The sequence below is a fragment of the Streptomyces sp. NPDC050743 genome (genome assembly GCF_044456925.1).
Classification (GTDB): domain Bacteria; phylum Actinomycetota; class Actinomycetes; order Streptomycetales; family Streptomycetaceae; genus Streptomyces.
Genome location: NZ_JBITGJ010000026.1, coordinates 107,111 through 119,567, shown reverse-complemented (window position 1 = coordinate 119,567; position 12,457 = coordinate 107,111). Strand labels below are relative to the sequence as shown.

Annotated in this window: 13 protein-coding genes and 1 pseudogene; 4 read left to right on the top strand and 10 right to left on the bottom strand. The window is 72.7% G+C overall.

Annotated elements, in window-relative coordinates; genetic code table 11:
- From ACIBJF_RS24695 to ACIBJF_RS24660, 8 genes and pseudogenes are all read right to left on the bottom strand, one after another.
- Nucleotides 1–206 (bottom strand): annotated as a pseudogene (locus ACIBJF_RS24695) (IS5/IS1182 family transposase); the annotation flags it as partial.
- A 63-nt stretch (nucleotides 207–269) separates the two neighbouring features.
- A complete protein-coding gene (locus ACIBJF_RS24690) occupies nucleotides 270–992 on the bottom strand; it encodes an FAD:protein FMN transferase (protein ID WP_399176719.1) in 723 nt (240 codons plus the stop codon).
- Between the two features lie 2 nt (nucleotides 993–994).
- Nucleotides 995–1,393 carry an FMN-binding protein gene (locus ACIBJF_RS24685; protein WP_399176717.1) on the bottom strand — a complete coding sequence of 133 codons (399 nt, stop codon included), beginning with the start codon at nucleotides 1,391–1,393 and terminating at the stop codon, nucleotides 995–997.
- A gap of 16 nt (nucleotides 1,394–1,409) precedes the next feature.
- Nucleotides 1,410–2,747 (bottom strand): ferric reductase-like transmembrane domain-containing protein, encoded by a 1,338-nt coding sequence (locus tag ACIBJF_RS24680; RefSeq protein ID WP_399176715.1) that lies wholly within the window; start codon nucleotides 2,745–2,747, stop codon nucleotides 1,410–1,412.
- A gap of 304 nt (nucleotides 2,748–3,051) precedes the next feature.
- Nucleotides 3,052–4,389: a PP2C family protein-serine/threonine phosphatase gene (locus ACIBJF_RS24675; protein ID WP_399176713.1), complete on the bottom strand. Its 1,338-nt coding sequence runs from the start codon at nucleotides 4,387–4,389 to the stop codon at nucleotides 3,052–3,054.
- 191 nt (nucleotides 4,390–4,580) lie between these two features.
- Complete coding sequence (msrB, locus tag ACIBJF_RS24670) at nucleotides 4,581–4,988, bottom strand: peptide-methionine (R)-S-oxide reductase MsrB (protein WP_399176711.1); 408 nt, start codon at nucleotides 4,986–4,988, stop codon at nucleotides 4,581–4,583.
- A gap of 15 nt (nucleotides 4,989–5,003) precedes the next feature.
- Complete coding sequence (gene murC, locus ACIBJF_RS24665; RefSeq protein ID WP_399176709.1) at nucleotides 5,004–6,392, bottom strand: UDP-N-acetylmuramate--L-alanine ligase; 1,389 nt, start codon at nucleotides 6,390–6,392, stop codon at nucleotides 5,004–5,006.
- Between the two features lie 44 nt (nucleotides 6,393–6,436).
- Nucleotides 6,437–7,462 carry a helix-turn-helix domain-containing protein gene (locus ACIBJF_RS24660; protein ID WP_399176707.1) on the bottom strand — a complete coding sequence of 342 codons (1,026 nt, stop codon included), beginning with the start codon at nucleotides 7,460–7,462 and terminating at the stop codon, nucleotides 6,437–6,439.
- Between the two features lie 116 nt (nucleotides 7,463–7,578).
- On the opposite strand from ACIBJF_RS24660, the gene ACIBJF_RS24655 reads away from it, so the two are divergent.
- Complete coding sequence (locus tag ACIBJF_RS24655; protein ID WP_399176705.1) at nucleotides 7,579–8,610, top strand: saccharopine dehydrogenase family protein; 1,032 nt, start codon at nucleotides 7,579–7,581, stop codon at nucleotides 8,608–8,610.
- A gap of 37 nt (nucleotides 8,611–8,647) precedes the next feature.
- Here the strand turns inward: ACIBJF_RS24655 and ACIBJF_RS24650 are convergent, their stop codons facing one another.
- On the bottom strand, nucleotides 8,648–9,121 hold the full coding sequence (locus ACIBJF_RS24650) for an indole-3-glycerol phosphate synthase (protein WP_351806659.1): 474 nt from the start codon (nucleotides 9,119–9,121) through the stop codon (nucleotides 8,648–8,650).
- Between the two features lie 130 nt (nucleotides 9,122–9,251).
- Complete coding sequence (locus ACIBJF_RS24645; protein ID WP_399176703.1) at nucleotides 9,252–10,148, bottom strand: pyrimidine reductase family protein; 897 nt, start codon at nucleotides 10,146–10,148, stop codon at nucleotides 9,252–9,254.
- A gap of 37 nt (nucleotides 10,149–10,185) precedes the next feature.
- On the opposite strand from ACIBJF_RS24645, the gene zapE reads away from it, so the two are divergent.
- The 3 genes from zapE to ACIBJF_RS24630 all read left to right on the top strand — a co-directional run bounded on the left by zapE (nucleotide 10,186) and on the right by ACIBJF_RS24630 (nucleotide 12,452).
- Nucleotides 10,186–11,289 (top strand): cell division protein ZapE, encoded by a 1,104-nt coding sequence (gene zapE / locus ACIBJF_RS24640; protein ID WP_399176701.1) that lies wholly within the window; start codon nucleotides 10,186–10,188, stop codon nucleotides 11,287–11,289.
- A 166-nt stretch (nucleotides 11,290–11,455) separates the two neighbouring features.
- On the top strand, nucleotides 11,456–11,797 hold the full coding sequence (locus ACIBJF_RS24635) for a hypothetical protein (RefSeq protein ID WP_399176699.1): 342 nt from the start codon (nucleotides 11,456–11,458) through the stop codon (nucleotides 11,795–11,797).
- A gap of 76 nt (nucleotides 11,798–11,873) precedes the next feature.
- A complete protein-coding gene (locus tag ACIBJF_RS24630; RefSeq protein WP_365329217.1) occupies nucleotides 11,874–12,452 on the top strand; it encodes a carbonic anhydrase in 579 nt (192 codons plus the stop codon).
- Nucleotides 12,453–12,457 lie beyond the last annotated feature (5 nt).

Here is a 12,457-nt window from a genome sequence, read left to right as displayed (position 1 = left end):
TGCAGCACCACGGTGGCGGCCAGCACCTGCGGCGGCAGACTCGGACGGCCGTTGGACGACGGATACATGTCGGCGAACATCGACGGCGGGAACAGTGCCTCCCGGTGCTCGGCCAGGAACGCGAACACGCTCCCCGCCGGGATCAACTCCCGGCACCTCTCCCACACATCCGGCCCGACCATCTCCCCGGCCCATTCCCCCTGCATGCCTACAAGACTGCCCCCGACTGCACCCAGCCGGGGCCAGAACCCGAGATTTTCAGCAACCTTCTAGGCCGCCACCGGCAGCCCCGGCGTGCGGACCACACCGCGTGCGGCGTCGACCGCGAACACCTCGCAGCCGGGCCGGGCGGCGGCCCAGCCCGGCCCGTCGGCGCCCAGCGCGAAGGCGGCCGTGGCGGTCGCGTCCGCCTCGGTCAGGGTGGGGGCCACCACGGTGAGGCTGAGCAGCCCGGTCGCGGGGCGTCCGGTGCGCCCGTCGACGATGTGGTCACCGCGCTCGTACCGCCCGGAGGTCGCCACCGCCGCGTCGGTGACCGCCAGCACGGCACAGAGCCGGTCGGCCTGTTCCGGATGCCGTATCCCGATCCGCCACGGCCCGCCGGACGCGACCACGTCACCGCCCGCGTTGAGGCAGAACCGGCGCGCGCCGGCCGCCGCCAGCAGTCCGGCCGCCCGCTGCACCGACCAGCCCTTGACCACCGCGCAGGGATCGAAGCCCCGGCCGGGCAGCCGGACGTCGAAGGCACCGCCGGTCGCGGCCCGGTACCGCTCGCACAGGCCGAGGATCTCTGTGAGGTCCGCGCTCAGCTCGGCGTCCGCCAGTTCCCCGCGCCCGTAGCGGGACACCTCGCTGCCGGTCTTGAACGGGCTGAAGCGGGCGTCCACTTGGCGCAGCCAGGCGAAGACCTCGTCCGCGGCCGCGCCGAAGTCGCCCTCGTCGTCGATCCGCAGCGAGACCGGAAACCCCATGACGTGCTCGACACGCCGCACGTTCAGGAGCCCTTGGCGTCGAGCGCGGCCTGGAGGGACTCCCGGTATCCCTGGCTCGTGATCGTGGCCCCGGACACCGAGTCGATGTGGGCGTTCTGCGCCTTGAGCGTCTCCGCGATCAGCTCCGGTACGGCCCACCGGGTCTGTGGATGGTGCGGCGCCTGCAGCATCCGCACGGAGGCGATCCGGTCGCCCCGGAAGGTGACCTCCACCTGGAAGACGCCCTTCGTGGTGCTCACCGCGGTGCCCGGGACGACCCTCGAGGAGGACGCGGAGGACGGCATGGAGGTCGGCGTCGCCGCAGGCTGTGCGGTCTCGACGGCCCCGGTCGACGGGTGGTAACGCCACACCGGGATGAGACCGGCGACGGTCAGGACGAAGACGGGGATGGCTCGCTTCACGGTCGGACGCCCTCTCTCAGCCGGCGAGGCTGAAGCGCTCGAAGTGGATCTGCCGTTTGGGTACGCCCAGGTCGGCCAGGCTGCGCAGCACGGCGGTCATCATGCCGGGCGGCCCGCACAGGAAGACGTCCCGCTCGCCGATGTCGGGGACGAGCCGCGACAGCTCGCTCGGGGCGAGCTTGTCCGGGGCGATCGGCCCGGTCACCAGGTGCAGTTCGGCGCCCTTGGTGAGGGCGAGGTCGCTCAGCTCGTCGTAGAGGACGGCGTCGCGGTCGGCTGCCACCCGGTAGATGACGACGGCGTGGCCCTGAAGGTCCTCCAGCAGTGCCCGGATGGGCGTGACGCCGACGCCGCCGGCGATCAGCACGGACTGCGGGCGGGTGCGGTGCAGCGTGGTGAAGGCGCCGTAGGGGCCCTCGGCGAAGACGCGGGTGCCGGGCTTGAGGTGCCGCAGCGCGGCGCTGCCGTCGCCGGACGCCTTGGCGGTGAGGCGCAGGGTGCGGCCGTCGGGGGCGGCGGACAGGGAGAACGGGTTGGCCTGCCACCAGCGGTCCCGGGTGAGGAACCGCCAGAGGAAGAACTGGCCGGCCTGCGCGGGCAGCCGGTCCAGGTCCCGGCCGGTGACGTAGACGGAGACGACGTCGTCGGACTCGGGTATGACCGCCGAGACCCGCAGCCGGTGCCGCAGGTTGCGCCACAGCGGCAGCACCAGCCGGCCCAGGAACACCGAGCCGAGGGCGCAGCCCCACACCGTGTACCAGTACGTCCGCGCGACGGGCGAGGAGGTGAAGGTCGTACCGGCCGCTACCTGGTGGGTGAAGGCGAGGACCACGGCGGCGTAGGTGTACAGGTGGATGAAGTGCCAGGTCTCGTAGGCGAGTCGGCGGCGTGCCCAGCGGGCCGAGACGGCGCCGACCACGACGATCAGCGCGAGCGCGACGATGGCGCGCAGCACGCCCTCGACGGTCTCGGCGAGGTTCACGAGCTGGTTCACCGGGTCCATCGAGGACGCCTGGGCGTAGCCGAAGGTGATGAACACGGCGTGCGTGAGCAGGGTCCACAGGATGCCGAAGCCGGTGCGGCGGTGCCAGGAGGTCAGCCGGTCCATGCCGATCCGGCGGTCCAGCCAGGGCAGCCGGGCCACCAGCAGCAATTGGAAGGCCATGAGGAGGGCGCCGCTCAGGCCGGCGAGGCGGCCCAGCACGATCAGCGTGTTCGAGGCGAATCCGGCCTGGACGAAGAACCAGGCCGCGGCGGCCGCGTTGACGGCCAGCAGGGCGTACAGGCCGGTGCGGGCCACCACCCGGGGGCTGATCGTCGTGGGCGGTGCGGGACGTGTCTGGAGGGTCGTCACGGACACAGCTCCTTGATCGGGTCCTGGATGACGAGCTTCGCCCGTGGTTGCTGTCGTTTCTCTGTCGGACGACTGTCACTTGAGTATCGATGCGGCCTGTGGGGCCCGGCAGCCTGGGCGGGGCCGAACGGGTGCACGAAGACGGACGGGTGCGGAAGGCACGACTGCTGGTCGCGCCCGACGACCCACCGGCCGGGCCGCCGGGTTCGGGCAGGGGCGTTTGTCTGGTCAAGCCGTTCGCGGTGGAGGGGCAGACGGCCCGGCTGAGCACGGTGACCGCGGCTCCCCGATAAAGGTGGGGTCCCTACGGTGAGCCCTGTCGGCTGTGGGTGCGGCAGGCCATCGCGGCGACGTCGTCCTCCGCGTGCCGCGCGTCCGTACGGCTGAGGATGGTGTCCAGAACGTCGTCCAGGCCCTCCCCGCCGGGAAAGCGGACCCTGGCCAGCCGCTCCAGGGACCGGTCGATGTCCTCGCCCCGACGCTCCACCAGTCCGTCGGTGAACAGCACGAGCGTCTCCCCCGCGGCCAGCGGGTGCGTGGCCGTCTCATAGCCACCGAGCCCGGTGCCCAGCGGCGGTCCGACGGGGACCGGCACGATGGAGGCCTCGCCGCCCGTCGCGATGCGCACCGGCGGCAGATGCCCCGCGCTGGCCAGCGTGACCTGGTGGCGCCCGGGGTCGACGCGGGCGAGCAGGCAGGTGGCGGGCCTGAGCTCCGCCTCCCGGGAGGCGATGTCGTCCATCTGCCGCAGCACCCGGTGCGGGGGAAGGTCGGCGGAGGCGATGTAGCGCAGGGAGGAACGGTAGACGTTCATGTCGACGGCGGCCTCCAGGCCGTGGCCCATCACGTCGCCGACGACCAGCAGGGTCCGCCCGAAGTGCAGCCGTACGGTCTCGCACCAGTCGCCGCCGACCAGCACGCCGCCGCCGGCCGGCAGATAGCGGACGGCGATGTCGAGGTTGGGATGCGGGCGGCCGGGCTCGGCGAGCAGGGCCCGCTGCAGATCGCCGGCGGTGCGGTTGATGCTCGCGTAGGCGCGGGCGTGCCGGATGTGGGAGGCGGCGCGCTCGGCGAGCATGGTGAGCAGCTCGGCCTCGGCGCGGCGCAGCGGATGCCCGGAGCGGGCCCACACGAGAATGCCGTACCCGTCCGTGCCGCTGGCCAGCGGCGCGCACAGCCCCACCCGGGCCGCTGTGGCGCCCGCGTACTCCAGCCAGGGCTCCGGCTGTGCGTCGAGCGCCGGTGTCTCCGCCTCGCGGGCCGCCGCGGTGGCCCACCGGGCGTCGGGCAGCGCGTCTGCGTCCCCGGTGATCGCCTCGTACCCGGACATGGTCTGGCCCGTCCGGCGCATCACGGCGGCCGAGCCGCCGGCCAGACGTACGGCCTGCCGGGTCAGCTCGGCGCAGGTCATGTCCTCGTCGAGGGTGGTACCGATCCCGGCCAGCGCCTCCCGCAGCACGCCGAGCGGCGCTCCGGCCGCCATGGCACCCGTGCCCGGCAAGCCCTCCGAGGAGCCCTCGGCCGCCGCGGGCTCCTCGGACCGCGCGGATATCGCCGTCACCTCCTGCCCGCCGTCGTCCTCGCGGTGGCGACCGCTGTCGGCGGGCACAGGCCTGCGGCGGGACTGGATCCAGCGCGCCACACCCAACACCCTCACAGAATCTCAAACCGGAGCGAGTGGGGCACCAGCCTCATTCGTCCCAGCGCCCTCGGCAGGCCCAGCACAGGCCTCGAGTCGCACTCCGGTACCCGATGGCGTTCATCTTCGACCGGGCGAGCCCTGTCGGGGACGTCTTTTGCCAGATTCGGAGTGTCGATCGACCGAGGAGGGAGTCAGTCCTCGGCCGGCGTCAGCCGCAGGGAGATCGAGTTGATGCAGTACCGCTGGTCGGTCGGGGTCGGATACCCCTCCCCCTCGAAGACGTGCCCCAGGTGGGAGCCGCAGCGGGCACAGCGCACCTCGGTGCGGACCATGCCGTGGGAACGGTCCTCGACCAGTTCCACCGCGTCCGTGTCCTTCGGGTCGAAGAAGGACGGCCAGCCGCAGTGCGACGCGAACTTCGTGTCGGAGGTGAACAGTTCCGCGCCGCAGGCCCGGCAGGAGTAGACACCCTTGGTCTTGGTGTCGGTGTACTCACCGGTGAAGGCCGGCTCGGTGGCGGCCTGGCGCAGCACGGCGTACTCGGCGGGGTTCAGCTCCGCGCGCCACTGCTCGTCCGGCTTCTCGACGTCGTACGACATGAGCCTCAGCCCCTTTTACTGCGACAGGCGGTCCAGGATCAGCGGGCCCAGGTCTGTCACGTCGCCCGCGCCCATGGTGAGAACGAGATCGCCGGGCTTGGCCATTCCCGCGATCACCGAGGGGATCCCGTCCTTGTCGTGCACGGCGGTGACGTCGGCGCCGGCGGCGCGCGCGGCCTCGATGATCAGCTCGCTGGTCACGCCCGGGATCGGGTCCTCGCGGGCCGGGTAGATGTCGAGCACCACGGAGGCGTCGGCGAGGGCGAGGGACTGGCCCATCTCCTTGCCCAGCTCCTGGGTGCGGGAGAACAGGTGCGGCTGGAAGACGACGAGGATCCGGGAGTCGCCGGCGGCGGCGCGCATGGCCTCCAGGTCGGCGGTCATCTCGGTGGGGTGGTGGGCGTAGGAGTCGATGACCTGCACCCCGGCGGCCTCGCCCTTGAGCTGCAGGCGCCGCTTGACGCCGGTGTAGGCGGCGAGCGCGGGCGCCAGGTCGGCGGCCGGGATGCCGAGGGCGGCGCCGGCGGTGAGCGCGGCGACGGCGTTGAGGGCGTAGTGGCGGCCGGGCACGGAGACCGTGAAGGTCAGCTCCTGCCCGTCCAGGACCACGGTGACCTGGCTCTTCAGCCCCTGCGGGACGATCGACAGCACCCGTACGCCGGCGTCCTCGGCCTCGCCGTACGTCACCGTCCGCACCGACCCGGCCAGTCGCCGGGTCAGCTCCCGCGCGCCCTCGTGGTCGGCGGAGATCACCAGCGTGCCGCCGGGGACAATCTTCCCGGCGAAGGTCTCGAAGGACTCGTAGATCTCGTCCATCGAGGCGTAGTTGGCGTGGTGGTCCAGCTCGACGTTGAGGACGATGGCGACCTCGGGCGTGTACTTGTGGAAGCTGCGGTCGCTTTCGTCCGCCTCGGCGACGAAGATGTCGCCCTCGCCGTGCAGCGCGTTGGAGCCGGGCGCGTCCAGGTCGCCGCCGATGGCGTACGACGGCTTCAGGCCCAGCTCGGTGAGGGAGACGGCCAGCATCGAGGTGGTCGTCGTCTTGCCGTGGGTGCCGGCCACGGCGATCGGGCGCAGCCCCTCCATCAGCGCGGCGAGGGCGTCGGAGCGGTGCACCACCGGGATGCCCAGCTCGGCCGCCCGGGCCAGCTCGGGGTTGTCCTCGCGGATCGCCGAGGACACCACGACACAGCTCGCGTCGTCGGCGAGGTGCTCGGCGGCGTGCCCGATGTGCACGGTGGCACCGAGCGCCCGCAGCGCCTCGGCGGTCGCCGACTCCTTGGCGTCGCTGCCGGCCACCTCGGCCCCGCGCTGCGCGAGGATCTTGGCGATCCCCGACATCCCGGCGCCGCCGATGCCGATGAAGTGCGGTCGGTCCATGGCGGTAGGAAGGCCGGGTGCCATGTGGTTCTCCCCAAGATTCCGGTACGGGCTGAGCGCGCCCTAGCCTATGCGCTCGGACGCCGGGTCCCGTGCAAGGGGCGAGGCGCGATGCCGGGCCCCGGCTCGCCCGGCTCCGGGGTGCGTGCGCGGAAGGTGCGGCGGTAGGTGTCCGGGGGCACTCCGACCGTGCGGTGGAAGTGGCGGCGCAGTGTCGTGGCCGTGCCCATCCCGGTGGCCGTCGCGATGGCCTCGATGCCGGTGTCGGTGGTCTCCAGCAGTTCCTGGGCGCGGCGGATCCGCTGGGTCAGCAGCCACCGCAGCGGAGTGGTGCCGGTCACCGACCTGAAGTGGCGGCTCAGGTGCCGCGCGCTCATGCTCGCCCGGCGGGCCAGGTCCTCGACGGTCAGCGGCTGGTCCAGCCGCTGCAGCGCCCACGGCAGCAGCTCGGCGAGCGGGTGGTCGGCCCGGGCCGGCACCGGGGTGGTGACGAACTGGGCCTGGCCACCCTCCCGGTGCGGCGGCACCACCAGGTTCCGGGCGACGGCGTTGGCGACCGACGCTCCGTGGTCGAGCCGGACGAGGTGCAGGCACAGGTCCATCGCGGCGGCCTTGCCCGCCGAGGTGAGCACGCTGCCGCTGTCCACGTACAGCACGTCCGGGTCCACCTCGATTCGTGGGTACCGGGCGGCCAGGGCGTCGGTGTGCGCCCAGTGGGTGGTCGCGCGCCGCCCGTCCAGCAGGCCCGCGGCGGCCAGCACGAACGCCCCCGTGCACAGCGAGGCCACCCGAGCACCCGCCGCGTGTGCCGCGCACACCGCGTCGACCAGATCGGCGGGCGGGTCGACGTCGACGTCCGCCCAGCCGGGGACGATCACGGTGCCGGCGTGCGCCAGCCGATCGAAGCCCTGGTCGGGCTCCAGCCGGAAGTGTCCGAAGCGCACCGCGCCCGGTCCGCACAGGACGAGGTCGTACCAGGGGGCCGCCAGGTCGGTCCGGTCGGCCCCGAACACCTCGCAGGCGATGGCGAGTTCGAAGTGCAGCATCCCGTCGGCGACGGCCAGCGCGACGGCGTCTCCCCCTGCGGTCCCCATGTCCGGAATTGTATGCGTCATGTCGTTCCGGACACTCGTGCGGCGCCCGCGGCCGCCGTGAGGATGTGCGCACCGAGGCGGTGCAGGACGAATCCGACGGACGAAAGGGCGGACCCATGGGATCGGGACCGGCGGTGATGGTGTACGGCGCGTACGGACACACCGGGCGTTTCGTGGTGGACGAGCTGCGCGGGCGCGGGTTCGCGCCGGTCCTCTCCGGCCGCGACGGCACGCGGCTGCGGGCGACGGCCGCGGAGACCGGCGCGCCGGACGCCCGTACGGCCGCGGTCGACGACCCGGCCTCCCTCGACCGCGCGCTGGCCGGCACGGCGGCCGTGGTCAACTGTGCCGGCCCCTTCGCCACGACGGCCGCTCCCCTGATCGAGGCCGCGCTGCGCGCCGGGATCCCCTACGTGGACGTGGCGGCCGAGATCGAGGCCAACGCCGACACGTTCACGCACTTCGCCGAGCGCGCCCGGGCCGCGAATGCGGTGATCGTTCCGGCCATGGCCTTCTACGGCGGCCTCGGCGACCTGCTGGTCACCGCGGCCATGGACGACTGGACGACGGCCGACGAGGCACATGTCGCCTACGGGCTGAGCGGCTGGCACCCCACCGAGGGGACGCGCGCCGCAGGCCGGGTCTCCCGGCAGCGCCGAGGCGGCCGGCGCGTCCGCCACGCGGGCGGCCGACTGGAGTACCGGGACGACGACGCGCCCACGCTGATCTGGGAGTTTCCCGCGCCGCTGGGGCCCCGGCCGGTCATCGGGGAATTCAGCATGGCCGATGTCGTCACCGTGCCGAGCCATCTGCCGGTCCCCGAGGTGTGCACCTATATGACGGCCGAGGCGGCGAGCGATCTGGCGGACCCGGACACACCGGCCCCGGCGGCGGTCGACGAACGGGGGCGGTCCGCCCAGACCTTCCTCGTCGACGTCGTGGTCCGCTCAGGCGGCGCGCAACGGCGTGCCGTGGCCCGGGGCCGGGACGTCTACGCCAGCACGGCGCCGCTCGTGGTGGAGGCGGTGCACCGGATCCTCACGGGGCGGACCCTGACGGTCGGTGTCGCCTCCGCGGGCGCGATGTTCCCGGCGCGGGACTTTCTGCGCGCGCTGTCTCCGTACATCCGGGTGGAACTGCGCCCCTAGTGCCAGGTGCGCCGGCGGAGCGACGAAGGCGGCGGCGCTACGCCTTGCTGTGCGAGAACAGCTTCAGCACCGGCACCCCCACCTTGTGCCGCGCCCGGGAGGCCCAGTCCCGGTGGAAGAACTCCTCCACGTAGTGGGGGTCGGTGAGCACGATCACCTCGTCCGCCTTCACCTCGGCGACCAGGGACTTCAGCGCATCCAGCGGATGGTCCTCCACCATCTGCCCCGCCGCCTGGCTCCCGGCGGCCCGCAGCGCCTGCACCGACACGTCCAGGGCCTGCTGTCCGACGCTCCTGGCGTCCTCGCCCTCGGGCGTCTCGTGTTCGCGGACCGCCTCGTCGAGCTCGCCGAGCGCGATGTCGTCGATGGCCCGCAGCAGGCGGTCCGCCTGGTCGCCGCGCGGCTGGAGGAGCACATGGAAATCGACCGGCTCGTCTCCGTGCAAGGTGGTGACGAACTCCACGTCGGCGGACGTCAAAGCCTTCTCGATCATCAGAACGCTGGTGAACACAGAACGCCTCTTCTCCTCCGTGGGCCCCGAGCAGGCCCCTGCGGAAACCATCCTGCCTCGTGATCGCACGGGGTGTGCCGGACTAAGTCTGCCCCCCGGAAGCTAAACGGAACGACACATTCCGCTGATTTCAGGACCGCCGGTAGCGACCGAACAGAAAACCGGCGTCTTCCAGCAGGGACACGAGTTCGAACCGGTGCGGCACGGCGACCGGCGGCCCCCCGCCGATGCGCTGCGCGTCGCCCGCGGTGAGCATCGGCGACAGGGTCAGGCACAGCTCGTCCAGCGCCTCGGCGGCGACCAGCTGGCCGAGCAGCCGGGGACCGCCCTCGGTGAGCAGCCGGGTGTGGCCGAGTCCGGCCAGGGCGCGCACCGCCCGCACGGGGTCGATGCCGCTGCCCTCGCCGGCGATCACCACCTTGGCGCCGGCCTTCTCGGCGGCGGCGACGCGGTCGGGGGCGGCCGCGGATCCGGTCAGGACCAGCGTGGGCACCAGCGGCGAGGTGAACAGCGGGAGCGAGAAGTCCAGGTCCAGGCTCGCGGTGACGACCGCGATCGCCGGGGCCGGGCCCTGTCCGGCGGCCTCCCGGGCCCCGGCGAACTCGGCACGCGCGCGTGCGGGCCGGTACCCCTCCTGGCGTACCGTTTCCGCGCCCACGACGATCACGTCCGCGAGTGCCCGCAGCGTGCCGAAGATCCGCATGTCGGCGGCGCTGGAGATGGGCTGGGAACGCCCCTCGTGCTGGGCGGCGCCGTCGAGCGTGGAGACCATGTTGGCCCGCAGCCACGGCCGCGGGGCGCCCGGCGGCTCCGGGTAGGCGTAGGCGGCGGCCAGCTCGGCGAAGCTCCACTCGCGGTCGACGTGGGCGTCGTGGTCGGCGTGGGCGCCGAGGTCGGGGTGGCCGCCGATCTCACCGGGCGCATGGGCCACCATTGTCCCGGCAACCCCCCTCGCCCCTTCCCTCTCGGGGGTCCCGCCGGAGACCTGGGCTGCTGTTTCGTCGGTCACAGGGAACAGGCGTCGCATGTCGTGCAGTGTGACACGGCGCTTAGCATGGACAACCGTGTCGTCCTCCACCACCGCCCCCGGATCCAGCCCTCTGACCGACGCGGGCCCCCAGTCCCTGTGCGCCCGCGAGCCGCACGTGCCCGCGGACCGGCTGGTCGCCGAGATGGTCCCGCCCCCGCGCTTCGACTCGGTCCGCTTCTCGACGTACATGCCGGACCCGAACCAGCCCAGCCAGAGCGAGGCCGTGAAGGTGCTCGAGGGCTTCGCGGGCGGACTCGGCGGGGCGCACGCCTCCGGCGCCGGCAGGCGCGGCTTCCTCGGCTTCGGCAGGGCCAAGGCGCCCAAGACCCCGGCCGGCCCGCGCGGGGTCTACCTGGACGGCGGCTACGGCGTCGGCAAGACCCATCTGCTCGCCTCCCTGTGGCACGCCACCCCGGCCGAGCCCGCGCTCAAGGCGTTCGGCACCTTCGTGGAGCTGACGAACCTGGTCGGCGCCCTCGGCTTCCAGCAGACCGTGCGGACCCTCTCCGGCCACCGCCTGCTGTGCATCGACGAGTTCGAACTGGACGACCCGGGCGACACGGTCCTCGTGTCGACGCTGCTCGGCAAGCTGGTCGAGGCGGGCGTGGCGCTCGCCGCCACCTCCAACACGCTGCCGGGCAAGCTGGGCGAGGGCCGGTTCGCCGCCGCCGACTTCCTGCGCGAGATCCAGGGCCTGTCGGCCCACTTCCGCACCCTGCGCATCGACGGCGAGGACTACCGCCACCGCGGCCTGCCCGAGGCGCCTAAGCCCTTCACCGACGAAGAGGTGACGAAGGCGGCCTACGCCACTCCGGGCGCCTCGCTCGACGACTTCCCGCATCTGCTGGAGCACCTGGCCAAGGTCCACCCGAGCCGTTACGGCGCGCTGACCGACGGCCTGCGGGCGGTGTGCCTCACCGACGTGCGACCGGTGCCGGACCAGTCGACGGCGCTGCGGCTCGTGGTCCTCGCGGACCGGCTCTACGACCGCGAGGTCCCGGTGCTGGCGTCGGGCCTGCCGTTCGACAAGCTGTTCAGCGAGGAGATGCTGAACGGCGGCTACCGCAAGAAGTACTTCCGCGCGATATCCCGGCTCACCGCGCTGGCCCGCGACGCGAAGGGGCTCGTCGGCTCCTAGTCAAGAGCGGGTTCGCGCCACGCGACCGGCACTTTTCACGCTCTCTCGCGCTCGTAACGCGTAGTTAACCCTGCAAACGACTTTGCAGGGTTAACGTGTTTCTTGACCAACCATTGACCAATGCTTGGTGCGCGCGAGAGGCGTGAGACGTCCGGGAGGAGGGCGCATGTTCCGAGGCAGGAGGGCCCGGGCCGGGCTCGCTTCCGTCGCCGTCGTCCTGCTCGCCCTGCTGTTCTCCGCCGCCGCGGATCCCTTCACATCCGCGCACACCCTCAGTGAAGCAACGGCCAAGGCCGAGACCGGAACCACGCCGCCCGAACAGCCGGTGCGCGACGCGGCGGACCTGGCCGCCCGCGGCCCCGCCTCCCGCTGCGCGCGGGAGCACCCGCTGATAACCGGCCGGGCAGCCGGTACCGGCCCCTCCCCCACGCCCGGCACCGCGCACGGCCCGGTCCCGAGAGCATCGGGAACCCACGCCCCGGCAGCACTTCAGGTCTTCCGCTGCTGACAGGCGCTCATCTCTCCCCCACAACCGTCGTTCAAGTCCGACGCGCCGCTCAGGCGCGCCAGGAGGAACCACATACATGCAGCCCCTCATCGACAACGCCCGTACCTTCGGACAGCGCCCTGAGGAGTTCGCCAAGCTCGCAGAAGGCCAGTCCCCGCAGGTCCTGTTCATCACCTGCTCCGATTCCCGGGTCGTCCCGGCCCTGATCACGGGCGCCCGCCCCGGCGAGCTCTTCGAGCTGCGCACCGCGGGCAACATCGTCCCGCCCCACACCTCGCAGCACCCCACCAGCGAGGCCGCCACCATCGAGTACGCCGTGGAGGTGCTCGGCGTCCGCGACATCGTCGTCTGCGGTCACTCGCACTGCGGTGCCGTCGGCGCTCTGGTGCGCGGCGACGACCTGACCGCCGTACCCGCCGTGCGCGACTGGCTCGCGCACGCCACCCCGCGCCCGGCCGGCCAGGCCGAGGACCCGGAGGTCGCCGAGGGCGTGCAGGCCCATGTGCTGACCCAGTTGCTCCGGCTGCGCTCCTACCCCTGCGTCGAGCGCAAGCTGGCGGAGGGTCAACTGGGCCTACACGCCTGGTACTACGAGGTGCACACCGGCGCCGTACGGGCGCACCGCCCGCAGACCGACACCTTCGAGTCCCTGTGAGCGCG